The sequence below is a fragment of the Amantichitinum ursilacus genome (assembly GCF_001294205.1).
Classification (GTDB): Bacteria; Pseudomonadota; Gammaproteobacteria; order Burkholderiales; family Chitinibacteraceae; genus Amantichitinum; species Amantichitinum ursilacus.
Window position 1 is genome coordinate 485,860 of sequence record NZ_LAQT01000002.1, and the last position, 25,102, is coordinate 510,961.

General features: G+C 58.9%; 22 protein-coding genes and 1 pseudogene. 13 read left to right on the plus strand and 10 right to left on the minus strand.

The genetic code is table 11. The features are described from left to right. Nucleotides 1-45 precede the first annotated feature (45 nt). From flgK to WG78_RS04535, 7 genes are all read left to right on the plus strand, one after another. Complete coding sequence (gene flgK, locus WG78_RS04505) at nucleotides 46-2,505, plus strand: flagellar hook-associated protein FlgK (RefSeq protein WP_053936577.1); 2,460 nt, start codon at nucleotides 46-48, stop codon at nucleotides 2,503-2,505. An 80-nt stretch (nucleotides 2,506-2,585) separates the two neighbouring features. Further along, nucleotides 2,586-3,992 carry a flagellar hook-associated protein FlgL gene (gene flgL / locus WG78_RS04510; RefSeq protein ID WP_053936578.1) on the plus strand — a complete coding sequence of 469 codons (1,407 nt, stop codon included), beginning with the start codon at nucleotides 2,586-2,588 and terminating at the stop codon, nucleotides 3,990-3,992. Nucleotides 3,993-4,290: 298 nt separating this feature from the next. Continuing rightward, nucleotides 4,291-5,643 carry a DNA repair protein RadA gene (gene radA, locus WG78_RS04515; RefSeq protein ID WP_053936579.1) on the plus strand — a complete coding sequence of 451 codons (1,353 nt, stop codon included), beginning with the start codon at nucleotides 4,291-4,293 and terminating at the stop codon, nucleotides 5,641-5,643. A gap of 166 nt (nucleotides 5,644-5,809) precedes the next feature. Beyond that, a complete protein-coding gene (gene trxA, locus WG78_RS04520) occupies nucleotides 5,810-6,136 on the plus strand; it encodes a thioredoxin TrxA (protein WP_053936580.1) in 327 nt (108 codons plus the stop codon). A gap of 231 nt (nucleotides 6,137-6,367) precedes the next feature. Then, nucleotides 6,368-7,624 (plus strand): transcription termination factor Rho, encoded by a 1,257-nt coding sequence (gene rho / locus WG78_RS04525; RefSeq protein ID WP_053936581.1) that lies wholly within the window; start codon nucleotides 6,368-6,370, stop codon nucleotides 7,622-7,624. 117 nt (nucleotides 7,625-7,741) lie between these two features. Beyond that, on the plus strand, nucleotides 7,742-8,008 hold the full coding sequence (locus WG78_RS04530) for a type B 50S ribosomal protein L31 (RefSeq protein WP_053936582.1): 267 nt from the start codon (nucleotides 7,742-7,744) through the stop codon (nucleotides 8,006-8,008). Nucleotides 8,009-8,113: 105 nt separating this feature from the next. Further along, a complete protein-coding gene (locus WG78_RS04535) occupies nucleotides 8,114-9,739 on the plus strand; it encodes an ArnT family glycosyltransferase (RefSeq protein WP_083458761.1) in 1,626 nt (541 codons plus the stop codon). A gap of 77 nt (nucleotides 9,740-9,816) precedes the next feature. On the opposite strand, the gene WG78_RS21995 is transcribed toward WG78_RS04535, so the two are convergent. From WG78_RS21995 to argF, 7 genes are all read right to left on the minus strand, one after another. Next, complete coding sequence (locus WG78_RS21995) at nucleotides 9,817-9,993, minus strand: DUF3149 domain-containing protein (RefSeq protein WP_083458762.1); 177 nt, start codon at nucleotides 9,991-9,993, stop codon at nucleotides 9,817-9,819. 136 nt (nucleotides 9,994-10,129) lie between these two features. Next, entirely contained in the window at nucleotides 10,130-10,615 is a 486-nt protein-coding gene (locus tag WG78_RS04540) for a YajQ family cyclic di-GMP-binding protein (RefSeq protein WP_053936584.1), read from the minus strand. Between the two features lie 109 nt (nucleotides 10,616-10,724). Then, complete coding sequence (gene ppnP, locus WG78_RS04545; RefSeq protein ID WP_053936585.1) at nucleotides 10,725-11,039, minus strand: pyrimidine/purine nucleoside phosphorylase; 315 nt, start codon at nucleotides 11,037-11,039, stop codon at nucleotides 10,725-10,727. A 22-nt stretch (nucleotides 11,040-11,061) separates the two neighbouring features. Continuing rightward, nucleotides 11,062-11,286, minus strand: a complete 225-nt coding sequence (locus WG78_RS04550; RefSeq protein ID WP_236691975.1) for a DUF2788 domain-containing protein — start codon at nucleotides 11,284-11,286, stop codon at nucleotides 11,062-11,064. Between the two features lie 105 nt (nucleotides 11,287-11,391). Beyond that, nucleotides 11,392-12,609: an argininosuccinate synthase gene (locus tag WG78_RS04555; RefSeq protein ID WP_053936586.1), complete on the minus strand. Its 1,218-nt coding sequence runs from the start codon at nucleotides 12,607-12,609 to the stop codon at nucleotides 11,392-11,394. Between the two features lie 86 nt (nucleotides 12,610-12,695). Further along, the gene (gene leuE, locus WG78_RS04560) at nucleotides 12,696-13,322 is read right to left on the minus strand and encodes a leucine efflux protein LeuE (RefSeq protein WP_053936587.1); all 627 of its coding nucleotides are present in this window, start codon (nucleotides 13,320-13,322) and stop codon (nucleotides 12,696-12,698) included. A 1-nt stretch (nucleotide 13,323) separates the two neighbouring features. Then, the gene (gene argF / locus WG78_RS04565; RefSeq protein WP_053936588.1) at nucleotides 13,324-14,238 is read right to left on the minus strand and encodes an ornithine carbamoyltransferase; all 915 of its coding nucleotides are present in this window, start codon (nucleotides 14,236-14,238) and stop codon (nucleotides 13,324-13,326) included. Between the two features lie 254 nt (nucleotides 14,239-14,492). Between argF and WG78_RS04570 the strand changes: the two are divergent. Together WG78_RS04570 and fabG are read left to right on the plus strand one after the other, a co-directional pair. Continuing rightward, nucleotides 14,493-14,795 (plus strand): annotated as a pseudogene (locus WG78_RS04570) (DUF3579 domain-containing protein); the annotation flags it as partial. Between the two features lie 174 nt (nucleotides 14,796-14,969). After that, entirely contained in the window at nucleotides 14,970-15,710 is a 741-nt protein-coding gene (gene fabG / locus WG78_RS04575; protein ID WP_053936590.1) for a 3-oxoacyl-ACP reductase FabG, read from the plus strand. 113 nt (nucleotides 15,711-15,823) lie between these two features. On the opposite strand, the gene WG78_RS04580 is transcribed toward fabG, so the two are convergent. Continuing rightward, entirely contained in the window at nucleotides 15,824-17,098 is a 1,275-nt protein-coding gene (locus tag WG78_RS04580; RefSeq protein WP_083458763.1) for a L,D-transpeptidase family protein, read from the minus strand. A 12-nt stretch (nucleotides 17,099-17,110) separates the two neighbouring features. Beyond that, nucleotides 17,111-18,199 carry a L,D-transpeptidase Cds6 family protein gene (locus WG78_RS23235; protein WP_053936592.1) on the minus strand — a complete coding sequence of 363 codons (1,089 nt, stop codon included), beginning with the start codon at nucleotides 18,197-18,199 and terminating at the stop codon, nucleotides 17,111-17,113. A 209-nt stretch (nucleotides 18,200-18,408) separates the two neighbouring features. Here WG78_RS23235 and imuA point away from each other — a divergent pair, with 209 nt between their 5' ends. Genes imuA through WG78_RS04600 form a run of 3 tightly spaced genes read left to right on the plus strand, consistent with a single transcriptional unit; the run spans nucleotide 18,409 to nucleotide 23,601 of the window. Then, nucleotides 18,409-19,101: a translesion DNA synthesis-associated protein ImuA gene (gene imuA / locus WG78_RS04590; protein WP_053936593.1), complete on the plus strand. Its 693-nt coding sequence runs from the start codon at nucleotides 18,409-18,411 to the stop codon at nucleotides 19,099-19,101. Then, nucleotides 19,037-20,497: a Y-family DNA polymerase gene (locus WG78_RS04595; protein WP_053936594.1), complete on the plus strand. Its 1,461-nt coding sequence runs from the start codon at nucleotides 19,037-19,039 to the stop codon at nucleotides 20,495-20,497. The genes imuA and WG78_RS04595 overlap by 65 nt, the downstream gene beginning before the upstream one ends. After that, a complete protein-coding gene (locus tag WG78_RS04600) occupies nucleotides 20,494-23,601 on the plus strand; it encodes an error-prone DNA polymerase (RefSeq protein ID WP_053936595.1) in 3,108 nt (1,035 codons plus the stop codon). The genes WG78_RS04595 and WG78_RS04600 overlap by 4 nt, the downstream gene beginning before the upstream one ends. Nucleotides 23,602-23,670: 69 nt before the next feature. Here WG78_RS04600 and WG78_RS04605 read toward each other — a convergent pair whose 3' ends face one another. Beyond that, nucleotides 23,671-24,000: a hypothetical protein gene (locus WG78_RS04605; protein WP_053936596.1), complete on the minus strand. Its 330-nt coding sequence runs from the start codon at nucleotides 23,998-24,000 to the stop codon at nucleotides 23,671-23,673. 297 nt (nucleotides 24,001-24,297) lie between these two features. On the opposite strand from WG78_RS04605, the gene WG78_RS04610 reads away from it, so the two are divergent. After that, nucleotides 24,298-25,044 (plus strand): hypothetical protein, encoded by a 747-nt coding sequence (locus tag WG78_RS04610; protein WP_053936597.1) that lies wholly within the window; start codon nucleotides 24,298-24,300, stop codon nucleotides 25,042-25,044. The last annotated feature ends 58 nt before the right edge of the window (nucleotides 25,045-25,102 follow it).

Consider the following 25,102-nt stretch of genomic DNA (forward strand, 5'->3'; position numbering starts at 1 on the left):
CCGCGCAAGCTCAAGTGACCGGGCTGGCCGTAACGGAGCAATAGAATGAGTGTATTCAGCATTGGTGTCTCGGCGCTTAACGCCGCCAACCTGGGTTTGACCACCACAGGCCACAACATCGCCAACGAAGCGACGCCGGGTTATTCGCGCCAGTCGATCAAGCAAAGCGCGCCGTACCCGCAATTAACCGGCAGCGGTTTTGTGGGCATGGGCGTGCGCGTGGATACCATCCAGCGCGCTTATGACCAGTTTCTGACCAAGCAGCAGCAGGGCGCGCAAACGCAAGACAGCTATCTGAATACCTATCTGACCCATCTGAACGATATCGACAATATCGTGGCCGACCCCACCGCAGGCGTGTCGCCCGCGATGCAGGATTTTTTCTCGTCGGTGCAAAACGTGGCCACGTCGCCAGCCGATACGCCGTCGCGCACCGCCATGCTGACCAGCGCCGGTACGCTGGTGTCGCGGTTTCAGTCGTTTAACGACCAACTGAACGAAAATGCGCAAACGTTGAATGGCGAAATCAGCACCACCGTCGACAGCATCAATTCGATTACAAAACAGATTGCCACGCTGAATGGCCAGATCGCCACGCAATCGGCCTCGGGCCAGCCGCCCAACGATTTGCTGGACCAACGCGATCAACTGGTGCTGGACCTGAACAAATATGTGAAAGCCACCACGCTGACGCAAAGCGACGGCAGCATGAACGTGTTTATCGGCAGCGGCCAGAACGTGGTGGTGGGCGGCAATTCGTTTAACCTGGCCGCTGTGGCGTCGCGCGATGATCCGACCAAAACGCAGATTGCCTATCAGCAAAACAATGTGACGGTGTATTTGCCTGATTCGCAAATTACCGGCGGCTCGCTGCAGGGGCTGCTGACGTATCGCAATGACTCGCTATCGCTGGCGCAAAACACGCTGAACCTGACCGCATTGGGCCTGGCGCAGACCTTTAACGCGCAACATCGCGCCGGGATTGATCTGAATGGCGATCAGGGGCAGAACCTGTTTGATTATCCGCGCGCCGATAACGTCGATATGTCGTTGAATGGCCAGAAAGTGACGCTGACTGCGCCGGACAATGCGATTCCGCAATCTGATTACGCGCTCAGTTATAACGTCACCAGCGGCAATTACACGCTGACACGCTCCACCGATGGCCAGACCGCCTCGATTACCGCCGCGCAACTGGCGTCCGGCTTTACCGCGCTGGGCGTGACCGCCACCATGACCGGCGCCGATGCCACCGCCACCGGTACCAGCGCCACGGCGTCTTTTCCGCCCGCGTTGGGCAACGTATTCAGCAATACCGGCAATACAGGCAATGCGGCGTTAACCGGCTATATCAGCGATACCACCAAGCTGACCTCCAGCAACTACAAGTTTTCTTATGACGGTACGCAATATGTGATGACGCGCCTGAGCGACAACACGCAAACCGTATTTACCCCGGCGCAAGTGGCGGCCGGTGCGGTGGGCGCGGATGGCATCGCCCTCAAGATCAAATCGGGCACGATGAACGCGGGCGACAGCTTTGAAATCCAGCCGGTAAGCAGCGTGATTCAGGGCATGTCGGTGGCGATTTCCGATCCGACCGAAGTGGCGGCGTCGTCGCCGATTACCGCGGCGGTGGGCAAGGGCGCGGCCAATACGGTGACGTTTTATGGCGCGCCCAGCAATACCGGCACGGCCTTGTTGTCGGGCACCGTGAGCGACAAAACCAAACTGACCGGCAGCGATTACAAGGTGTCGTATGACGGCACCAACTATTCGCTGACGCGGATTTCGGATGGCGTATCGACCACGGCGGCGGGCTTTCCGCTGGCCATGGACGGTTTTACCGTCAACCTGAACAGCGGCTCGTTTGCCACCGGCGACAGCTTTACCGTGGTGCCACCGGGCAATAACAGCGGCACGCTGACCATTACCCAACCCACCGTCGACGCACCGCCCACCAGCACCACGCAAGGCGCGGTGAGCACGGCGCTCAAGAACCCGGTCACCATCAATTTCAATACGGCCAACAGCTTTACCATTACCGATGCCGTCACCGGCGTGACCACGGCGGCGCAGAACTATACCAAGGGCATGACGGTCAGCTTTAATGGCTGGTCGATGAAACTGGATGGCACGCCCGCGGCAGGTGATTCGATTGGCGTGGCGCCCAATACGTCGGGCAATGCCGACGGCCGCAATGCGCTGGCGCTGGAATCGTTGCAGACCACCAAGTTGCTGGATAACGGCAAGTCGACCTACGCTGATGTGTATGGCCAGATGGTGTCGAAGATCGGTACCCAGACGGCGCAAGCCAAGATCATGGCCACGGCGCAAGACACGGTGCTGACCCAGGCCACCACCGCGCGTGATTCGCTGGCGGGCGTTAACCTGGATGAGGAAGCGGCCAATCTGCTGCGCTATCAGCAAGCGTATACGGCGGCCAGTAAAGTCATCCAGATCGCCCAGCAAACGTTTCAGGCCATCGAGAACATCATCAGTTAAGACCGATGCAAGCGTCTGGCGGCATTCAAGTTTTTGCCGCAGCCGCCGATGTATCGGTCAAGAAGTAACCGGAGCAGATCATGCGCGTCGCCAGCAGTACGCTATACAACCTGGGCACCAGCAGCCTGAACGACTTGTACTACCAGCAGACCCAGTTGCAGCAACAGCTGTCCACCGGTCGCAAAATGCTGAGCCCGTCGGATGACCCGATTGCGGCATCGCGCGCGCTGTATATCACGCAGTCGGCCAGTATCGTCACGCAGTTCACCACCAACAGCAACAGCGCCAATACGTCGTTGCAGAACCAGACCTCGGCCTTGGCCTCGGTGGCGAGCACGATTCAGGATATCCAGTCGCTGGCGGTGCAGGCGGGCAACCCGACGCTGACTTCGGCTGAAAAACAGATCATTAATACGTCGCTCAACAGCTCGTACCAGCAGCTGATGGGGCTGGCCAATACCACCGATGGCAGCGGGCTGTATCTGTTCTCCGGCTTTGCGGGCGGCACCAAGCCGTTTACTGAAACCGGCTTTGGTAACGTCACCTACAACGGTGACCAGGGGCAACGCCAGATCCAGATTTCGGCGTCGCGTAATCTGCCGGTGTCGAGCGATGGCTCGTCGGTATTCCAGAACATCAAGGACGGCAACGGCACGTTTTCGACCGCGGCCGCCGCCACCAATAGCGGCACCGGCCTGGTCAGCGCGGGTGAAGTGCTGGACAAGGCCAAGTGGAATACGGCCGCCAACGTCAAAAACTTTTCGGTCAAGTTCAATTCGATTACCAACACGGCTGATCCGAGCGGCAAGCCCATCGTTAATTACGACATTGTGGATAATCGCCAGACGCTGACCGATGGCACCACCAACCCCAATTACAACCATTCGATGATCGATGGTTACGATTACACCGCCGGTGATCGCACTGCGGCCGCGGGCGTAAACCCGTATCCGCGTAGCTATACCGATGGCGGCGATATTGTGTTCTCCGCTCAAAGCACCGATCCGGCGCCGGCGGCAGGCGCAACCCTGCCCGTGCCGGGTTGGGATTTTGGCGTGAAGATGAGCATTACCGGCACACCTGCGGATGGAGACACCTTTAATGTGGATGCCAGCCAGAATCAGGATATTTTCAGCACCATCGCCCAGTTTTCTTCGGCGCTGAATTCGTACACCACCAGCACTTCGGGCGCGGACCAGACCAAGTTCCAGAATGCGCTCAATGGCGTGATGTCAAACCTGAACAACGCGCTGCAGAATGTGCTGAGCGCTAACGCCAGCACCGGCGCATGGCAGAACGAAATCACCGCCGTGCAAACCATCAATTCGAGCGTCAGCCTGAATTACAGCCAGACTTTGTCGGGGCTGCAGGATCTGGATTATGCGTCTGCCATCAGCGGCTTTTCGCAAAACCAGACGCTGCTGGAAGCGGCACGCCAGACTTATTCCAAGATTCAGGGCAATAGCCTGTTCCAGTACATCTCTTAAGCCCGGTACTTTACATAGGGTGGGACTGAGACGCTCCGTCTGGAACCATCTGCCGAAGCCGTAACCAGGTGCTGCGCGTTGGGCCTGCGGCTTTGAGTGGTGGGTCCAGACCCACCCTATACCTGCCGGATCGGTCGAGCGTAGGGTGCGTTACCCTGCAGGGGCAACGCACAATCGAGGCGCTAGTCTCGGCCCCGTGGGGCCATCGCATATCCCGGCATAAGCGCATCCAGCATGGCGTCGAGATTCCAGAGCGCGGTGCACAGATAACCCGCACGCTTGTGGTCTAATACGGCCTATGAGCAAAGCCAAGATCATGTACACCTGCACCTCTTGCGGCGGCACCTCGCCCAAGTGGCAGGGCCAGTGCCCGCATTGCGCGGACTGGAATACCCTCGTTGAAGCCGTGGCCGAACCCAAGGCCCCCGCGCGCTTTCAGTCGCTGGCCGCCGATGGCGCGGTGCGGCAGTTGTCCGATGTCGAAACCGAAGAAATCCCGCGCACACCCACCGGCATGGACGAACTCGACCGCGTGTTGGGCGGCGGTCTGGTGCCCGGCGGCGTGGTGCTGATTGGCGGCGACCCGGGCATCGGTAAATCCACGCTGTTGTTGCAGGCGCTGACCGCAATGGCGGCGCGCTCACGCGTGTTGTACGTCAGTGGCGAAGAGTCGGCGCAGCAAATTGCGCTGCGCGCCAAACGCCTGCAACTGGGCGATGCCGCCATCGGCTTGCTGCCGGAAATCAATCTCGAAAAAATCCTCGGCACGCTGTCGAAAGAACAGCCGCAAGTGGCGGTGATCGATTCGATCCAGACCTTGTATTCCGAAGCGCTGACGTCCGCGCCGGGCAGTGTGGCGCAAGTGCGCGAATGCGCCGCGCAACTGACCCGCTTTGCCAAGCGCAATGGCACCACCATTTTGCTGGTGGGGCACGTGACCAAAGAGGGCGCATTGGCCGGGCCGCGCGTGCTGGAACATATCGTCGATGCGGTGCTGTATTTTGAGGGCGATACGCACTCCAGTTTCCGGCTGATCCGTGCCATCAAGAATCGTTTTGGCGCGGTGAATGAGCTGGGCGTGTTTGCCATGACCGATCGTGGCCTGAAGGAAGTGGCCAACCCGTCGGCGTTGTTCTTGTCGCAACACCGCGAACCGGTGCCGGGCTCGTGCGTACTGGTGACGCAAGAAGGCTCGCGGCCGATGCTGGTAGAAGTGCAAGCGCTGGTGGACGACGCGCATACACCGCAACCGCGGCGGCTGGCCGTCGGCGTTGAACAAAACCGGCTGGCGCTGTTGCTGGCCGTGCTGCATCGCCATGCGGGCGTGGCTGTGTTTGATCAGGATGTATTTATCAACGCGGTGGGCGGCGTGCGCATCAGCGAACCGGCGGCCGATCTGGCGGTGCTGATCGCGATTGTATCGTCGCTTAAAAACAGACCGTTGCCGGACAAGCTGGTGGTGTTTGGCGAAGTGGGGCTGGCCGGGGAGGTGCGCCCGGTGCAACGTGGCCAGGAACGCCTGCGCGAAGCGGCCAAGCTGGGCTTTACCCACGCCATCGTGCCGCACGCCAATCGCCCGCGGCAGCCCATCGAGGGCATGCAGGTCACCGCTGTAGAGCGACTGGCCGACGCAGTGGCTGCCGCCCTATAATGCCAACTGATTGAAGCTTGAAATAGCCGGATTGGCCCTCATAGTCTTTTTGTATGGCGGCCACGGCTAAATTTGATTGGGATTACTTATTCCTATCCGTTAGCATAATCACCGCTACGCTTTTATGCGATTAACGCACCACCGTTACTGAAATCTGGAGACTCTGATGAGCGAACATATCACTTACGTTACCGACGCCACCTTCGACACCGAAGTGCTGCAATCCCAAACCCCCGTACTGGTGGATTATTGGGCTGAGTGGTGTGGCCCGTGCAAGATGATCGCTCCGATCCTTGACGAAGTAGCTGGCGAATACACCGGCAAACTCAAAGTGGCCAAGCTCAACATTGATGACAACCAGGGCACGCCGCCGAAGTATGGCATCCGTGGCATCCCCACCCTGATGTTGTTCCAGGGCGGTGAAGTCAAGGCGACCAAAGTGGGCGCATTGTCCAAGTCGCAACTGACTGCATTCCTGGATAGCAACCTGTAATCAATGTGTCAGAGCCGGTCTGGCGGTGCTTTCTGCTACTGCCACGGCAAGAATACAACACCCGCGGCTGACGACAGCTGCGGGTGGCTTGACAGTCTGTTTTGCCTCCCTATAATCTGACGCCATTCCTGCTTGCTCCGGAGTCCTTCCGCAGCAGCTGATATCAAAAGCATTCCTCTCCCTTTTCCCAGATATATCTCTCAATTCCAAGAGCAGCCACGGCCCAATCGTATGCATCTGTCTGACCTGAAACATCTACCTATCTCAGAACTTGTCGAGATGGCCATCGCCAATGAAATCGACGGTGCCAGTCGTCTTCGCAAGCAAGATCTGATTTTTGCGATGCTTAAAAACCAGGCCAAGAAAGGGGAGAGCATTTTCGGCGACGGTACGCTGGAAGTCCTGCCCGATGGCTTTGGCTTTCTGCGCAGCCCGGATACCTCGTATCTGGCCGGCCCTGACGATATCTACGTCAGCCCCTCGCAAATCCGCCGCTTCAACCTGCATACCGGCGACACCATTGATGGCGAAATCCGTACGCCTAAAGACGGCGAACGTTATTTTGCGCTGGTGAAAGTCGACAAGGTTAATGACGAGCCGCCCGAGAATTCCAAACACAAGATCCTGTTCGAAAACCTGACGCCGCTGTTTCCCACGCGCCGCTTGCAACTCGAACGCGATATCCGCGGCGAAGAAAACCGCACCGGCCGTATCGTTGACATGATCGCGCCGATTGGCCGCGGCCAACGTGGTTTGCTGGTGGCGCCGCCCAAATCCGGCAAGACCGTGATGCTGCAGAATATTGCGCACGCCATCACCAACAACCATCCCGACGTCACCCTGATTGTGCTGCTGATTGACGAGCGCCCTGAAGAAGTGACCGAAATGCAACGCTCGGTGAAGGGCGAAGTGGTGTCGTCAACGTTTGACGAACCCGCAACCCGTCACGTGCAAGTGGCCGAAATGGTCATCGAAAAGGCCAAACGGCTGGTCGAGCACAAGAAAGACGTGGTTATCCTGCTGGATTCGATTACCCGTCTGGCACGCGCCTACAACACCGTGGTGCCGGCGTCCGGCAAGGTGCTGACCGGCGGTGTGGACGCCAACGCGTTGCAACGCCCCAAGCGTTTCTTCGGTGCTGCCCGTAACATCGAAGAAGGTGGCAGCCTGACCATCATCGCCACCGCGCTGATCGACACCGGTTCGCGCATGGACGATGTGATCTACGAAGAATTCAAGGGTACCGGCAACATGGAAATCCACCTTGACCGTCGCATGGCGGAAAAGCGGACTTTCCCGGCCATCAACATCAACCGCTCCGGCACGCGCCGTGAAGAGCTGTTGATCCCGCAAGACCAGTTGCAGAAAATCTGGGTGCTGCGCAAGTTGCTGTATCCGATGGATGATCTGGAAGCGATGGAATTCCTGCAAGACAAGATCAAGGCGACGAAAAACAACGCGGATTTCTTTGATTCGATGCGTCGCTAACCAGCCACAGCGGCTGGTTTGACGGCGGTTATCCTTGCGGGATGCCGCCGCTTCTGAAATAATGCGCGTTTTGCGTCGGCACAACCCCGGCGCGCTCATAGTAAAAAGGAAAGTAACATGCGTGAAGGTATCCACCCCGAATACAACGACATCATCTTTTTTGATGCCAGCGTTGACTTCAAATTTCTGACCAAATCCACCATGAAAGCCCGCGGCGGCGAAACCATGAAGTGGACCGATGGCAAAGAATATCCGGTCGTACGTCTGGACGTGTCTTCCGAATCCCACCCGTTCTACACCGGCAAGCAAAAAGTGCTGGATACCGCGGGTCGCGTGGAAAAATTCCGTCAGAAATACTCCATGTACAGCAGCAACAAGGGCTAATTGCTCTCCGTTGTTCTGTACCGCAAAAAGGCAGCTCAATGAGGCTGCCTTTTTTGTCTTTGCGCGATCCGTGCATCGCCGTCTCAAAAAGATAAAATCGCTGCCATGCTCACTTATGTTCCCGATGCTGATCGTGAAGCGCCGCTTCCCCCAAACCAACAACCCTGGCTATTGCTGCTGCTTTGCCTGGTATGGCTGATTCCCGGCCTGATCGGGCACGATCCGTGGAAGCCGGCCGAGCTGGAAACCGCCGCGGTCATCAAGCACTTTATGCAGGGCCAACACTGGACGCTGCCGTGGTACGGCGATAGCGCCTATCTGATCCACGGCCCGCTGTATTACTGGTCGGCGGCGCTGGTGGCGTGGCCGTTGCACAAGCTGGGCATGGAAATTCATGATGCCGCGCGCGTGGTCACCGGTTTGTGGATGGCGCTGGCCATGTGGGGCGTAGGCCTGGCCGGGCGCGAGCTCTATGGCCGGCGCCAGGGTCGTGTCGGCGTGATGGCGTTGATTGGATCGATTGGGCTGATTATCTGGGGTCACCATCTGGCGCCCGATTTGTTGTTGCTGGTCAGCTTTGCCTGGCAGCTGTACGCATTGGCGTGGGCGTTGCGCCAGCCGGTGCAGGGCGGCCTGTTGTTGGGTCTGTCGTGGTTGGTGCTGCTGCTGGGCGCGTCCTGGGGCGAGTTTATCCTGAGTGTGCTGACGGCCCTGGCCTTGCTGCTGTTTGCGCCGTGGCGCAAGGGCTGGTACGCCGCTACGCTGATCACCGCGCTGGTGGTGGCGGTGCCGTTGGGCATGATCTGGCCGGTGGATCTGTACCACTTCAGCCCACCTGCCTTCCAGACCTGGTACAACTATTACGCGTTGGGCCCTTTAGGCGGCATGGCGGGGTGGCAGATCTTCCATAGCTTCGGTTACTTCTTTTCGATTGTGCTGTGGTTTGCCTGGCCGGTTCTGCCGCTGGCGGCATGGGGCGCATGGTCCAACCGCGCGCAATGGCAATCGCCCAAGGTGGTGTTGCCGCTAACCATTATCGTATTCAACGCGGTCTGGCTGTCTGGCGCGGGCGATACCATTAATGAATCCGCGCTGCTGATCATCCTGCCGGTGCTATCGGTGCTGTCGATTGGCGGCATTGATCGGCTGCAACGTGGTGCAGCGGCCGCGCTCAACTGGTTTGGCATTATGACGTTTGGCTTGGGTACCTTGTTGCTCTGGGCCGCCTGGCTGGTGGTGCAGACCGGCGCACCCACCAGTTGGGCTAAATCTCTGGCACAAGCCAGCCCGGCCTGGCATCCGCATATCGGTGGCCTGGGCACGGTGTTTACGCTGTTGATCTCGATTGCGTGGTGCCTGATCTTGCTCCGCAAACGCCCGCTAGGACGCTTGGCGGTCACTAACTGGGCTGTGGGCGTCACCTTGCTATGGGGCGCGCTGATGGGGCTGTGGCAGCCGTGGCTGGATGCCTCCAAAAGCTATCGGCCGGTGGTGCATAGCCTGGCGGCGGAAGTGGCACGCCAGCCCGCAGGCTGCGTGGATGGCTCGCTGGTGTCCGACTCGATGGCGGCCTCAGTTGATTATTTCTCGACCATGGCGTTGCGCCGACGTGACGTAGACGGCTGCCACCTGCAATTGCTGCAGGGCGATGCACAGCCTGGCACGATGGTGTTGTGGGAAGGCGCACGGCCGGGCGAGCGTCACGAGCATTTCTACTTGATCAAGCGCTAGCGCGCCGGTTGAGCCTTGAGCAATAAAAAAAAGACCGCATGATTGCGGTCTTTTTTTCGGGCGAAGGCAGCGGCTGCTTAATGATGGGCTGCTTCTTTCGCCACCGGATGCGCTTGTTCCGCTTCTGCGTTCAGTACGTTTTTGCGCACGAACATAAAAATATACACGGCCATCACACAGATAAAGCCGATGGTGAACAGGCTAAGCAGGCCGATATCCGAGGTAAACAGGGTTTCCCAAGGGGTGTTTTCCATGATGCATCTCCAGTGATCTTGATCAACTGGCGTCATATTCGGCCCTATGGTTCGGGCCAATATTGATCTGCATCAATCGGTCTGGAAAACGTCGCGTTAACTCAGAATTGCGCTACACCCCTTACACAGGCCCGCCTTAATCGCGGAAATTCTGGAACTGTACCGGGTAATCGGTAACCGATTTACGGATCAGTGCAATGGCTTCCTGCAACGTATCGCGCTTGGCGCCGGTTACGCGCACTTCATCACCCTGAATGGCCGCCTGCACCTTCATTTTGGAATCCTTGATCAGGCGCACAATCTTTTTGGCCTCGTCACCATTGATGCCGGTGCGCACGGTAATCGCCTGCTTGACCTTGTTGCCGCTCACTTTTTCGATATTGCCTTCATCCAGGCAGCGGATATCCACGCCGCGTTTGGATAATTTGCCGGTCAATACTTCTTTGACTTGTTCCAGCTGAAAATCATTATCGGCAAACAGCGTCAGTACTTTCTCGGCATGCTCAACGCGCGCGTCCGAGCCTTTAAAGTCAAAGCGATTGCCGACTTCTTTATTGGTTTGTTCTAGCGCATTGCGCACTTCGACGTCATTGACTTCCGACACGATGTCAAACGAAGGCATAACGGGCTCCTGGAAAATTAAAAAAACATCAAACTGGATCGATGCATTAAAGCAAACAACCGCTGGGCGAACCAGCGGTTGTGATCGGTCGGGCTGACTGCGCGGCGTGTTAGCCGAAATGGCACACGTAGTGCAGCGTTTCCAGCGCTTCGATATCAAAGCTGGAATCGCCGGGCACATTAAACGACTCACCCGCGCCATATACGCGCGCTTCGGTTTCGCCCTTGAGCTTGACCGAACATTTGCCCGCGATGATTTCCATGATTTCGGGTGCGCCGGTGTTAAACACCAGGGCGGACGGCAGAATCACGCCCACGCTTTTGCGCGTGCCATCTTGCAAAATAACGGTGTGCGAAACGCATTTGCCATCGAAGTAAACGTTGGCTTGCTTCAGAACCGAAACATTTTCAAATTGCTGGCTCATAAAATTCTCGACAGGTTATTTGTTATTTGAGTACTTCGGTCAGGATGGTCTTGATAATGAAGCCCAGCATGCCAAAGCCCAGTACGAAAAACAGAATGATCGTGCCAAATTTACCGGCCTTCGAATCCTTGGCCATGCGGTAAATAATAAAGCCCATATAAATAATCAGCCCGGTCACCAGAATCGAAACCGACAACGAATCGAAAGTGTCTTCGGGCATGTTCAAAAACGAATCAACAATATTCATGGCACGACCATCTAAGCGCTCGCCGGGGCAGGGCGCGATGGCCTTGTCCCGGCGAGCCCGCTTGCGCGGGTTACTGGAATATCAATATCGCGTCGGGCGCGCCGCTTAGCGGCCCTTACGGCCTGCAATACGCATGCGCAGCGCATTCAGCTTGATAAAGCCGCCTGCGTCCGCCTGATTGTAGGCGCCGCCGTCATCATCAAAGGTGGCGATGGTCTGGTCGAACAGCGTGTCTTTCGAATCACGCGACACCACCGACACCGAGCCCTTGTACAACTTGACGCGCACCCAGCCGTTAACGCGCTCTTGCGTGTGATCAATCAGCACTTGCAGCGCCTTGCGCTCCGGGCTCCACCAGTAGCCGTTGTAGACCAGGCTGGCGTAACGCGGCATCAGGTCGTCTTTCAGATGCGCCACTTCGCGGTCGAGCGTAATCGATTCGATGCCACGGTGTGCCTTCAGCAGAATGGTGCCGCCCGGGGTTTCGTAGCAGCCGCGGCTTTTCATGCCCACGTAGCGGTTTTCCACCAGATCGAGACGCCCGATGCCGTGCTTGCCGCCGAGCTCGTTGAGCTTGGTCAGCACTTGCGCCGGGCTGAGCGCCACGCCATTGATGGCCACGACATCGCCTTTGTCGAATTCGAGATCGACATATTCAGGCGCGTCCGGCGCCGCTTCGGGGCTGACGGTCCAGCGCCACATGCTTTCTTCGGCTTCGGCTTTCGGGTCTTCCAGATGGCGACCTTCAAACGAGATATGCAGCAGGTTGGCGTCCATGGAATAAGGTGCGCCACCGTTCTTGTGCTTCATATCCACGGGAATCTTGTTGGCTTCGGCATAAGCCAGCAGTTTTTCACGGCTGAGCAGATCCCATTCGCGCCATGGGGCAATGACTTTAACGCCCGGCTTGAGCGCGTAATAGCCCATCTCAAAACGCACCTGATCATTGCCCTTGCCGGTGGCGCCATGGCTGACGGCATCGGCGTTTGTGGCGTTGGCGATTTCGATCTGACGCTTGGCAATCAGCGGGCGGGCAATCGACGTGCCCAGCAGATATTCGCCTTCGTACAGCGCGTTGGCGCGGAACATCGGGAAGACGAAATCGCGCGTGAATTCTTCACGCAGGTCGTCGATAAAGATGTGTTCGGGTTTGATGCCAAATTGAATGGCTTTTTGTCGTGCGGGCTCCAGCTCTTCGCCCTGACCGAGGTCGGCGGTAAAGGTCACCACTTCACATTGGTAGGTGTCTTGCAGCCATTTAAGAATGACCGAGGTATCAAGACCGCCGGAATAAGCCAGCACCACTTTCTTTACGTCAGACATGGGTATCCCCGATGAGGCAAGGTTGTGTCGATTTGATAAACCGGATCACGACCGGGCATTTTAACGCGACTGAACGGCAGACAACATCATCGGCTAAGGGCTAAACGCGCACCAAAACTGATGAACAACACACCGGTCAGCTTGCGCAACAGCGTAGCGATCCACGCGCGGCCCGATAATTTTCGGGCGATGTTGGCGCCGGCCAGAATCAGAAAACTGAGGTACGACATACTCAGGATTTGCACAGTGATGCCAAGGGCACCGAAGGTCAGCCAGATGTGCGAATACGATGGATCGACAAACTGCGGGAAGAACGCCATAAAAAACAGGATGGCCTTTACATTCACCACAGATATCGACACCGCCTGGCGATAAATATGACCTGCCGGCACGTCGGGTTGAGACGACGTTTCAGCAGGCTTGTTGCCTCTGGCCAGCAAGAGCTTGACGCCCAGCCAGGCCAGATATGCAGCACCCGCGTAGCGCACAACATCAAACGCCACGGGGTAAGCACGCATTAATGATGCCACGCCCAAAGAGGCAGCGAGCATCAGGATCAGATCACCGGTGAAAATCCCGGCCGCAGCGGCAAATCCGGCTTTAACGCCGCGCCGCGCCGCCACTGACAAGGCAAACAGCGAGTTGGGGCCGGGCAACAAAATGATCGCCACGGCGCCGGCAACGTAGGTCAGTGGGTCGGTAATGCCTAACACCTTAGTTGTCCACCTTGCCCAGCAGCAGATATTCGAGCACCGCTTTTTGCGTGTGCATGCGGTTTTCCGCTTCTTCCCACACTACCGATTGCGGGCCATCGATGACTTCGGGGTCGACTTCTTCGCCACGATGCGCGGGCAGGCAATGCATGAACAGCGCATTGGCCTTGGCTTGCAGCATGGTTTTTTCAGATACCCGATAGTTAAGGAAGTCGCGTTTGCGTTGCAGCGTTTCGCGCTCGTAACCCATTGACACGCTCACGTCAGTGGTGACGATATCGGCGTCGCGCGCGGCTTGGAACGGATCGTAGAACTGTTCAAAATAGCGCGAACCATAGGTCTGGCCATCCAGCACAGTCATTTCATAACCACGCGGACAAGCCAGGTTCAGCTTGAAATCAAACACTTTGGCCGCTTGCAGCCAGGTGCGCGAGACATTGTTGGAGTCACCAATCCAGGCCACGGTCTTGCCCTGGATGGGGCCGTTGCGTTCCACCCAGGTAAAGATGTCGGCCATGATCTGGCACGGGTGGTATTCGTTGGTCAGGCCGTTGATGACGGGCACCAGGCTGTTTTCGGCAAAGCGTTCGATGATGCTTTGTTCGTAAGTGCGCACCATGACGATATTGGTCATGCGGCTGATGACTTGTGCGACGTCTTCGATCGGCTCGCCACGGCCCAGTTGCGTATCTTTGGAATGCATGAACATGGCATGGCCGCCCAGTTGCGACATGCCGGCTTCAAAAGAAACGCGAGTACGGGTGGACGATTTTTCGAAGATCATGGCCAGCACTTTGCCAACCAGCGGTTGATACAGTTCACCCGCGCGATGGCGCTGCTTGAGAATGGCGGCACGCTTGAACAGGTGCTCGTATTCTTCGAGGGTAAAGTCAGAAAATTGCAGGAAGTGTCGCATAGGGCACGCTTTGCTACGGCAGTCGCAGCAACGTAGGTGAAAAAGGGACCATTATTGGTTGCCGAGCCGACAACTGGCAAGCCCGAACGTTGATTTTGTTCAAGTTTGGGCCGTAGGCAGGGCCGCTCCGTGCCGACCAGGGGTATGCCACAATTGCGCGTTCAGTACTTTGTTTTACGACAAATTCATGCGCTGCAGCACGTGCTCGGCTATAATCGCGTTTTAAACGTGTACCACTACTGCTCCCGACTCCCATGATCTGTAATCCGTACGAAATCGTAATCCAGGGGATCACCAGCGACGGCCGCCAGTTCCGGCCGAGCGATTGGGCAGAGCGTTTGTCCGGCATTCTTTCCACGTTCGGTTTCGACCAGAAACTGTCCTATGCACCGTATGTCCGCCCCATGTTTCTGGACAACGTGCGTTGCGTGGCGGTGGACAAGCAGCTCGAAAAGCTCGATCCGCGCGTGTTCGAATTCATCATGGCATTTGCCCGCGACAATGACTTGCGCGTGGTCGATTGCCGAACGCTCGTCGAACAGTATAACCAGCCGGGTGCCGACGCCGCCTGATTCAGGCGTGCCGCTCTAACCTGTCTAGCCCTGACGCCGCGTTGTTGCGACGCACAATGCACGCTATGCTGAACACCAGCATTGCGCTGCATTGACGCAGCCACGCAGCCAGTCGCCACCTGGGTGACTGGCGTTTCCCGCGTCAGGAGTCATATCCCCATGAAACTCAAGAACAAGGTCGCCATTATTACCGGCGCCGCCAGTGGCATTGGCCATGCAACCGCACGCAAATTTGTGACTGAGGGTGCACGCGTGGTGGTTTGCGACGTCAATCGCGCCGGGGTTGATGCCGTGGTGTCCGAGCTGATCGCGCAGGGCGGCCAGGCGCTTGGCTTCGAGGTCGACGTTACCAACAAGGCGCAGATTGCCGCCATGGTGGCGGGCACGCAGCAACAGTTTGGCCGCATCGATATTCTGGTCAACAACGCCGGCATCGTCGCCGACGCGCAGCTCAGCAAAATGACCGAAGACCAGTTTGACCGTGTGATCGATATCAATCTGAAAGGCGTCTACAACTGCACGCGCGCGGTGGTCGACATCATGATCGAGCAGCAATCGGGCGTTATTTTGAATGCGTCTTCGGTGGTCGGCTTGTATGGCAATTTTGGCCAGACCAATTACGCGGCGGCCAAATTTGGCGTGATCGGCATGGTCAAAACCTGGGCGCGCGAACTGGGCAAGAAAGGCATCCGCGCCAACGCCGTCTGCCCGGGCTTTGTGGCCACGCCCATTCTGAAAGACATGCCGGACAAGGTCATTCAGGGTATGGAAGAACGTGTGCCGCTGCGGCGCATGGCGCAGCCCGAGGAAATTGCCAATGTGTATGCATTTCTGGCCAGCGATGAAGCCAGCTATATCAGCGGCGCTGCGATTGAAGTCACCGGGGGTTTGACGCTGTAAGCGCCGCCGTGCATTTCGATCCAGATAATCAATAAAAAATGGCCCGCAAAGTTTGTCTGCGGGCCATTTGCTTTATGCGAATCGAAAGCGCCATGCCGGCGCGGGTGAGGCGATCAGCCGTTGCTGGCCGTGCCTTCCCACACAATCTTGTAATTGCCGCCGTCATTACGCCAGTACAGTCGCTTGCGCATGCGGTTTTCCAGATTGTTGCTGCGATAGTCCTGATCAAACGTGGCCACCAGCGTGTCGTCTTTGCCGCCTACAAACAGGCTCATATCGGTAACGTCAATTCTGGCCCACTGCTTGCTGACGTTAACCGACGATTTCTGCTGCGCCCAGCGGGTCAGATTCTGGCCGCTGTCGCTGGTGAAATCCTTGCTGTACTGGTTGAGGTACGCCTGCGTATCCAGCTTTTGCCACGCATTACGCCAGTTTTCGACCAGCGTTTGCATCTGGTCCCGCCGTTGTTGCCATTGCGGTAATGACAGCCAGTGCATTTGCGGCACGATGACCACGGGCGTGGCGCCTATCTGCAAATGATCAGCCAGTTGCAGCATATCCGGGTTGGTCAGCACCACACAGCCGTTCGAGGCTTGCGGCGGACGGGCATAGGTGTCCGAAGGGCTGCCGTGCAGCCAGATACCATGGCCGGTGCGGCCTTCACGCCGGTCCATCTCGTTGGGATACGAAATCGGCCAGGCGCCCACGCCATACAAATCGGCCTGCGCACCAAAGGTTTTATCCAGTTGCGGCCGCGTCATGTGGTTGTAGACAAAGTACACACCCAGCGGCGTGCGTTGATCGCCTTCGCGCAGTTTTTCGGTGCCCAGCTTGCCCACCGTCACGTAGCTATCCGACACATAGCGCGGCACGCCATTGTTGTTCTCAAACAGAAACAGCCGCGAAGCCGACGCGTCGACCACGATCGCAAATTTCTGGTTTTTTGAGAATGCCAGCACTTCAGCGGGTACTTGCGAAGCGGGCGGTGGGTTGTCCTGCCGCTTTAGCCGCGCCAGCGCCTCACGCCGCAGGTCATCCAGCCGGTCTGCAGGTGCATGCGCCACACCGCCACCGATGTTATCGAGTGGAATGCTGCGCATGGCGTACAGATCGGCCGACAGCAGCCAGGCCAGGCGATAGTTGGGTTCTTTGGCGATCAGCGCATCGACCGTGGCGCGGGCGTCACCCATACGGCCCGCGCGGATGGCGTCAATGGCGGCGACGATCATGCGCTCGGGTGATCCGTCCGTGGCTTTGCCCACCGGATCAAGCAGAGGATGTTGTTGGTACAGCGGAGTAACCGACATACGTGGTTGTGCCGACGGTGCCAGTAATAGCAACGCCAGCAGACTCACAGCCAGTTTCCCCCAGTGGAGGGTGCGCGTCATTCAGGTAAAAACTCAGGTCCGCTCTTCGACGATTAACCAGCGGTTGCCGGCCTTTTCCAGGATCAGAGTCTTGCCGGTCGTCGAGCTCAACCGGTCAGACTTGTAACTCTGGCGGAATTTTACCTTAGCCGTGCTGCTATCAGTGAAATCAATCTTCAGATCACTGACTTTTACGTCAATTGATTTGGGCGCGGTAATGCGGTCGCGCCGTTCGCGCGCCCAGTCGGCAAACTTCTCACCCTTCGGTGTTTTGAAATTACGCGAATAGGCGGCCAGATAGCCCGAGACATCGCGCCCGGCCCAGGCATGCGCCCAGACATCCACGGCATTCGCCACTTCCGCTTGTTCCAGATCGTTGGAAGGCGCTTGCTTGACCGGCGCGGGCGTCGGAGCGGGTGTCGGCGCAGGGGTGGCCACGGGGGTCGGAACCGGCGTAGGGCTCGGCTTGGCCGCGGCAATCACGGCCGGGGCGGGCGTGGCAGGTACCGCAGTCGGACGTGTGGTTGGCGTCACACGGGGTGTGGGCGCAACGGTGGGAATCGGCTGCGCCTTGGCGCTGGCGACCTTGCTGCCACCCTTGGCGGGCAACATCGCCGGATTATTGCTGAACAGTTCGCGCACCAGCGTCAGCTTGGTTTGCACCACCTGGTTGCCGCTTTCCAGTTGCAGCGCCTTGTCGTAGGCCTGCGACGCCAGGCGCGCATACAGATCACCCAGGTTTTCGTGCGCAATGGCGTACGACGGATTGGTCTGGATCGCCATCATCAGCGCAGTACGTGCTTTATCCAGCTGGTTTTGCTGCGCATACAGCACAGCCAGGTTGTTGTATGGCTCAGGCAACTGCGGGTATTCAGTCGACAGCGCATTGAACGCCTTGATGGCGTCATCAGTCCGGCCCAGCTCCACCAGCGCCAGCGCGCGCGTAAACATCACCTGTGCGTCTTTCGGATTTTTGGCCAGATACGCGTCGGAGCGTTCGAGGACGGCGGGGTACTGTTTCGCCTTCAGCAATTGCTGGATGTCTTCGACATCGCCGGCAAACACCTGGGCGGCGGCAAAAGCATAGGGGATCAGTGCGAGGGCGACGCGTCGCAGGCTCATGATATGTGTTCCGGGGTAGACGACTGGGAAAATCAAGCTGCCGGATTCTAACAAACCTGTTACGTCATCACCACGCTTAAGCCAGCGTGGCCGCGCCGGACAGGGCTTTTCAGAATAGTCTGGAGGGCGACGTTTATCGCGATATTTTGCCATGTAGAACATTCGTTCTATATGATGAGGTCTGTTTCGTATCGACCCGCAGGCATCTTATGGCAGCCCCAGAACTGGCCGATGTATTGCGCCATCCGGCCATCTGGCGCGGCGATGGGCGCATGCAACATCGCTTTGAAGTAATCAAGACCGGCTACGCCGCGTTGGACCACGCCTTGCCCGATGGCGGCTGGCAGCCCGCCAGCATGGCCGAAATCCTGGTGGCCAAAGGTGCGGCCAGTGGCGAACTCAGCCTGCTGTGGCCCGCCTTGCAAGATATCGGCCGCCAGCGTGAGCTGGTGTTGGTGGCGCCGCCCTGTGTGCCGTATGCGCCCGCGTGGCAACAGGCCGGCATTGATCTGGCGCGGCTGGTATGGGTGCGCCCGGCCAGCGCAGGCGACACCTTGTGGGCCATGGAGCAAGCCTTGCGCGAACCCGCCTGTGGCGCGGTGCTGGGCTGGGTGGCGGGGGTGCTGGATGATCGCTCCTGCCGTCGTTTGCAACTGGCGGCCAAGGCGGGCGGGGGGCTGGGCTTTCTACTGCGACCGCCGCAGCGCGAAAGCAGCTCGCCTTTGCCCTTGCGCATCGAAGTGGAAGCCGCGCAACAAGGCTGGTGCGTGCATGTGCGCAAACGGCGCGGCTTGCCGCTCACCGAGCCATTATTTGTAACCCGTGCCGAGGTACACCATGCTCTGGCTGGCCATCGCCATCCCGACGCTGCCACTGCTCGTTTGTCCGCGCCGCGTCGCTGAACCCGGCGCAGGCCCGGCGCGGCCGCGGCTGGTGGTCGAATCGCATGGCAAAGGCCAGCGCGCGATGCTGGTCGATGAGCTGGCGGCGTCGCTCGGGCTGAAAGCCGGCATGAAACTGTCGGCCGCGCTGGCCCTGGTCAACGAACTGGATGTGCAGCCGCGTCAACCCGCAGCCGAAGCGCAACGCTTGACGCTGCTGGCCAGCTGGGCGCTGCAATTCACCCCCACTGTGGTCATTGATGGCGAACACGGTTTGTTGCTGGAAATTGGCGGTTGCCTGCGCTATTTCGGGGGCCTGACCACACTGCAGCACAAAGTAGCCGATGGTTTGGTAGCGCAAGGCATCGTCGCGCATATTGCCTGCGCGCCCACGCCACTGGCCGCCAGTTGGCGTGCCGCCTGCGGCCTTAAAAAACCGGTGGCCGATATCGCGCAACTGGCGTTTGCGCTGGCGGGCTTGCCGCTGGATGTGCTGCCGGTGCCTACCGCCACGCTGGATGGGCTGGAACAACTGGGCCTTAAAAATCTGGGCCAGGTGTACGGTTTGCCGCGCAAAGGCCTGGCCAAGCGCTTTGGCCCACAACTACCGCAAGTGCTGGACCAGGCGGCGGGCATTCTGGCCGATCCGCGCGAAAGCTTTGTCGCGCCCGATCGCTTTGAGCACAGCATTGATCTGGATTATCCCGTTGAAACCGTGCCGGTGTTTATCCATGTGGCGCAATGGTTGTTCGACGAGCTGGAACTGTTTTTAAGCGGCCGCGGCCTGGGCGTGCAGCAAGTCACCTTCCGTTTACGCCACGAAGACATCCCGCCGACCGAATTGCAGGTGCGCTTTGGCCGACCGGGGCGGCGCGCCAAAGAATTCATGCTGGTTTTACAAGAAAAGGTGGAGCGCTACGAACTGGCCGCCGCCGCGCCCGGCATTACGCTGATCGCCGAGCAATTGCATGCGCTGCACGGCATGCCGCTGGGTTTGTTTGGCCACGAAGCGGGTGACGCCAATTTTCAGTTATTGCTGGCGCGCTTACGTGCCCGCCTGGGTGACGATGCCGTACAGGGCGTGCGCACCGTGCCCGAGCATCGGCCCGAGCGTGCCTGGGTTGCCTGCGAACCGGGCGAGGCCAGCAAGCCGTCTCCACCCTCCGCAAGACCCCAGGGCCCGCGCCCCGGCTGGTTATTGCCGCAGCCGCATGCGCTGGCCTGGCGCAACGAACAGCTGTGGCATGGCGAAGCTTTGCAGTGCGAAGGCCGCCCCGAGCGCATCGAAACCGGTTGGTGGGATGGCGAAAGCGTGGCGCGCGATTATTACATTGCCCGTGGCGTATCCGGCCGCCATTACTGGGTGTTTCAGGACCGCAGCACGCAAGCGTGGTGGCTGCACGGATTATTCGCATGATTGACGCCACCGCCTTACAAACCGAAGCCCCGGACTATGCCGAGCTGCATTGCCTGAGCAGTTTTTCGTTTCAGCGTGGCGCATCGCATGCCGAAGAACTGGTGCGGCGCGCGCAAGAGCTGGGTTATCACGCGCTGGCCGTCACTGATGAATGCTCGCTGGCGGGGATTGTGCGCGCGCACGTCGCCGCTAAAGCCGCGCATTTCAAGCTGATCGTCGGGGCCGAATTTGCCTTGGTCGATGGCTTTCGACTATTGCTGCTGGCGCCAGAACGAAATGCCTATGGCGATTTATGCGAGCTGATCAGCCGCGGCCGGCGCAATGCCGACAAAGGCGAATACCGGCTGACGCGCGACGATATCGCCGAATTCGCCAGCCATTTGCTGGCCATCTGGCTACCGCCCACTCAGCCCGAATTGCACGATGCCGACTGGCTGCGCGCCCAGTTTGGCGACCGCGCCTGGCTGGCCGTGGAATTGCTGCACGGCCCCGGCGACGCGCAACGGTTGGCGCAATTGCAATGGCTGGCGCAAGTCAGTGGTTTACCGGCATTGGCGGCAGGCGATGTGCATATGCACGCCCGATCGCGCCGCGCACTACAAGATGTGATGACCAGCATCCGCCTTAATAAACCGGTGGCCGAATGCGGGCTGGAATTGCATGGCAATGGCGAGCGCCATCTACGCAGCCGTCCGCGCATCGCCAGCCTGTATCCGCCCGAAATGCTGGCCGAAACGGTACGCGTGGCCAATCTGTGCGATCTGGATCTGGACAAGCTACGTTATGAATACCCGGCCGAACTGGTGCCCGATGGCAAAACGCCCGGCGAATGGCTGCGCGAACTGGTCGACCGTGGCCTTAAAAGCTATTACCGCGATGGTATTCCGCTCAAAGTGCGCGAGCAGGTTGAGCACGAACTGACACTGATCATCGATCTGGCCTACGAGCCGTATTTTTTAACGGTATGGGACGTGGTCACGTTTGCGCGCAGCCAGAACATTCTGTGTCAGGGCCGCGGCTCGGCCGCCAATTCCGCCGTCTGTTTTGCCTTGGGCATCACCTCGGTGGACCCGGCGCGCTCCGAATTATTGTTTGAGCGCTTTATCTCGCGAGAGCGCGGCGAGCCGCCCGATATCGACGTGGATTTCGAGCACGACCGGCGCGAAATCGTTATCCAGTATCTGTATCAAAAATACACGCGCGATCGCGCCGCACTGGCCGCCACCGTCATCACCTATCGGCCCAAATCGGCGGTGCGCGATGTCGGCCGCGCGCTGGGCCTGGCGGAAGATCAGCTTGATCGGCTTTCGCGCACTTTGTCGTGGTGGGACAAGCGCGCTGAACTTCCGCTGCGGCTGATCGAAGCAGGCCTCGACCCTGACGGCCGCACCGTTAAATTGCTGCTGTCGCTGGTGGAGCAATTGCTGGGCTTTCCCCGCCATTTATCGCAACACGTGGGCGGCTTTGTGATTTCGCGCGGACCGCTTAACCGGCTGGTGCCGATCGAAAACGCCGCCATGGTCGACCGCACTATCATCCAGTGGGACAAGGACGATCTGGATGCGATGAAGCTTTTAAAGGTGGATGTACTGGCGCTGGGCATGTTGTCCGCCATTCGCCGCACCTTTGATCTGGTGCATGGCTGGCGCGGCAAATTATGGACCTTGGCCAGCCTGCCCAAAGAAGACAGCCGCGTGTACGACATGATCTGCAAGGCCGATACCATCGGCGTGTTCCAGATCGAATCGCGCGCGCAGATGTCGATGCTGCCGCGCATGAAACCGCGCACCTTTTACGATCTGGTGATTGAAGTGGCCATCGTGCGACCGGGGCCGATCCAGGGCGGCATGGTGCACCCGTATCTGCAGCGGCGGCAGGGAAAAGAAAAGCTCGAAGAGCATACGCCGGAGGTCCATCGGGTGCTGGAGCGCACCTTGGGGATACCCATTTTCCAGGAACAGGTAATGAAGCTGGCCGAAGTCGCCGCCGGTTTTTCCCCGGGCGAGGCTGACGAGCTGCGCCGCGCGATGGCGGCATGGAAGCGCTCGGGCAAGCTGGCTTTATACAAACAGAAGCTGTTCGACGGCATGCTGGAGCGCGGTTATACCGAGGAATTTGCCAATCGTATCTATAAGCAGATCGAAGGGTTTTCGGAATACGGCTTCCCTGAATCGCACGCGGCCAGCTTCGCTTCGCTGGTGTATGTGTCGGCCTGGCTTAAATGCTTTGAGCCCGCCGCGTTTTTGTGCGGCATGCTCAACTCGCTGCCGATGGGCTTTTACAGTGCCTCGCAACTGATCCAGGACGCGCGCCGCCACGGCATCGAAGTGCGCCCGGCCGATGTGCAACACAGCCATTGGGACAGCACGCTCGAAATCGCGCGCGACGGCACGGCGGAACAACCGGCGGTGCGGCTGGGATTGCGCCAGCTGGATGGCGTTAGCCAGCTACCGGTGATCGAACTGGTGAACGCCCGGCCGCGCAATGGCTTTGAATCAGTGGCGCATTTGCAGCGGCTGGTACGGCTGGACCAACGCATGTTGCGTGCATTGACTGAAGGCGGCGCGATGGAATCGCTGGCGGGTACGCGGCGCCAGGTGTGGTGGCATGTCAGCGGGCTCGATGCCACGCATGATCTGGGGTATCAAGAAGGCGATCAGCAGACGCCGGAGCTACCCGCCTCAACGCTGGGCGAAGAAGTGGTGGCGGATTATCAAAGCCAGCAACTGTCCTTACGCGCGCACCCGTTGGCCTTGTTACGCAGCCGTTTGCGCAAAGAACGACTGATGTCGGCGGCGGACATCAACGCGCTGGAAAACGGCCGACCCGCGCGCCCGGTCGGCATTGTTACCGTGCGGCAACGGCCGGGCACCGCCAAAGGCGTGGTGTTTGTAACGCTGGAAGACGAGACCGGCAACGTCAACGTCATCATCTGGCCCAAGCTGGGCGAGCTGCAGCGCAAAGTGATGTTGACCGCGCGCCTGTTGGCCGTCTACGGCGTGGTGCAATATGCCGAAGGCGTCCGCCACGTGGTGGCGCATCGACTGGAAGACCGTAGCGAATTGCTGGGCGAACTCTCCACCCGCAGCCGCGATTTTCATTAAGGCAGACATTAAAAAGCGGACCACCAGGGTCCGCTTTTTATTTGCGCCAGCAAGCCAACGCTGCTGCAATCAACCGCCCAGGCCCGCGCCCTTGATCGGCTCACCTTTTTTGGCGCAAGACGCCGGATTGGTCATGCCCATGGTCAGCAGGTTGCCGCCATTGATAATGCAGTTGAATTCTTTCTTGTCCTTGGCCTTGACAGCCACATAGGTATTGGTGCCATCGGTGCGACGGCTGACGATGGTCAGATCCGCCGGGGCATAACCGAGTGCGCCACCGGTGGAGGAGCGGATTTTTTCATCGGTCAGCATATTGGTGCTGCCCGCAATCGAATTACAACCAGCCATGCCCAGCGAGGCGACGGCGGTAAGGGCGAGCGTAATCTGGCGGAGCGTCATATCAATTCCTGATTGGCAATGTTAAGAAAATCAATGTGCGGAAGATCGTGGGACGGCTGTTTTTATGAGGCCTTCTTCGCATATGCCAAGTGACTATACAAGATTCTTTACACCTGTAAATAATCCGATACAAACCTGGCGTGGCCCAGGCGCGACACGCACCGTTAGTCCCGGATGCGCGGTCCGGGCGAGGCCTTGCCGCGTGCGCCGGGCCACAAAAGTTGCAGCCTAATCAAGGATGGCGCGCGCAGGCTGCGCCATAATCCGCTAGCCCAATCCTGCCCAGCGTGCCCCACCATGATTTATTTTTTGATCCTGCCCCTGATCGTCTTTGGCGTCGTTGGCGACCACACCACGCTGTTAAACGGCGCCCTGTGGGGTCTGGCGCTGTTAGCGCTGGAAATCGCAGTGGCGGCGGCGCTGCTGCGCTTCAAAAAAACGCCGCCGCCTTCCACTGCGCCGGATGCGGGTACCGCTGCGGTCGCAGCCAATCCGCGTGCCCGAGCTGGCCTGCAGTTTGAACCCAGCGTGTGCGAAATGAGCGGCATTGAACTGGTCGCCGACATCACCATCGCGTCAGCGCAGACCGGCTTGCTGGCCGCCGCAACATCCAACCACGCGCTGATCGCGGGTTATCTGCGCAATGACGAGGCCGTGGCCAATCTGTTCCGGCTGCCGCTTGATGCGCTATTACCGGCGTTTCCCGCAGGTCTGCACGCGCTGCCGCTATCGGTCAGTTTGCGTTACGGCGACGGCGCGACGCTGGTGTCCGCCTATGGCTGTTATGCCGAGATCGAACGCACACTGCTGTCACTGCTACATGCCACGGCTAACCAACTGGTGCAGGAGCGCGGCGAGTTTATTGATGGCAAGTTTTTTACGTCCGATACCGTGCTGCATATTGTTCGTGATCAGATGGAAGACCGCGGTCTGACGATAGCGGCGATTTCCCGCGCCGGTCTGACGGCGGCCATCCAGCGCGAACTGAGCCGGCTGCGCGCGCATCTGGCGCTGGATGGGCCACGCGCCGATATCGCAAGTTAAAACCGCCGAGGCGCCAGCGTAGAATCCAGCCCATCGCCTCGACTTGCAGCAAGGACAC

Bases quoted from the DNA above. Each gene is read 5' to 3' on its own strand.
- WG78_RS04555 (WP_053936586.1), bottom strand. From the start codon at position 12,609: ATGTCTGACGTAAAGAAAGTGGTGCTGGCTTATTCCGGCGGTCTTGAT.
- WG78_RS04550 (WP_236691975.1), bottom strand. From the start codon at position 11,286: ATGAATATTGTTGATTCGTTTTTGAACATGCCCGAAGACACTTTCGAT.
- rho (WP_053936581.1), top strand. From the start codon at position 6,368: ATGCATCTGTCTGACCTGAAACATCTACCTATCTCAGAACTTGTCGAG.
- WG78_RS04540 (WP_053936584.1), bottom strand. From the start codon at position 10,615: ATGCCTTCGTTTGACATCGTGTCGGAAGTCAATGACGTCGAAGTGCGC.
- imuA (WP_053936593.1), top strand. From the start codon at position 18,409: ATGGCAGCCCCAGAACTGGCCGATGTATTGCGCCATCCGGCCATCTGG.
- trxA (WP_053936580.1), top strand. From the start codon at position 5,810: ATGAGCGAACATATCACTTACGTTACCGACGCCACCTTCGACACCGAA.
- WG78_RS04600 (WP_053936595.1), top strand. From the start codon at position 20,494: ATGATTGACGCCACCGCCTTACAAACCGAAGCCCCGGACTATGCCGAG.
- fabG (WP_053936590.1), top strand. From the start codon at position 14,970: ATGAAACTCAAGAACAAGGTCGCCATTATTACCGGCGCCGCCAGTGGC.
- WG78_RS04610 (WP_053936597.1), top strand. From the start codon at position 24,298: ATGATTTATTTTTTGATCCTGCCCCTGATCGTCTTTGGCGTCGTTGGC.
- WG78_RS04580 (WP_083458763.1), bottom strand. From the start codon at position 17,098: ATGACGCGCACCCTCCACTGGGGGAAACTGGCTGTGAGTCTGCTGGCG.
- WG78_RS23235 (WP_053936592.1), bottom strand. From the start codon at position 18,199: ATGAGCCTGCGACGCGTCGCCCTCGCACTGATCCCCTATGCTTTTGCC.
- WG78_RS04605 (WP_053936596.1), bottom strand. From the start codon at position 24,000: ATGACGCTCCGCCAGATTACGCTCGCCCTTACCGCCGTCGCCTCGCTG.
- WG78_RS21995 (WP_083458762.1), bottom strand. From the start codon at position 9,993: ATGGAAAACACCCCTTGGGAAACCCTGTTTACCTCGGATATCGGCCTG.
- argF (WP_053936588.1), bottom strand. From the start codon at position 14,238: ATGCGACACTTCCTGCAATTTTCTGACTTTACCCTCGAAGAATACGAG.
- ppnP (WP_053936585.1), bottom strand. From the start codon at position 11,039: ATGAGCCAGCAATTTGAAAATGTTTCGGTTCTGAAGCAAGCCAACGTT.
- WG78_RS04535 (WP_083458761.1), top strand. From the start codon at position 8,114: ATGCTCACTTATGTTCCCGATGCTGATCGTGAAGCGCCGCTTCCCCCA.
- radA (WP_053936579.1), top strand. From the start codon at position 4,291: ATGAGCAAAGCCAAGATCATGTACACCTGCACCTCTTGCGGCGGCACC.
- WG78_RS04595 (WP_053936594.1), top strand. From the start codon at position 19,037: ATGCTCTGGCTGGCCATCGCCATCCCGACGCTGCCACTGCTCGTTTGT.
- flgL (WP_053936578.1), top strand. From the start codon at position 2,586: ATGCGCGTCGCCAGCAGTACGCTATACAACCTGGGCACCAGCAGCCTG.
- WG78_RS04530 (WP_053936582.1), top strand. From the start codon at position 7,742: ATGCGTGAAGGTATCCACCCCGAATACAACGACATCATCTTTTTTGAT.
- flgK (WP_053936577.1), top strand. From the start codon at position 46: ATGAGTGTATTCAGCATTGGTGTCTCGGCGCTTAACGCCGCCAACCTG.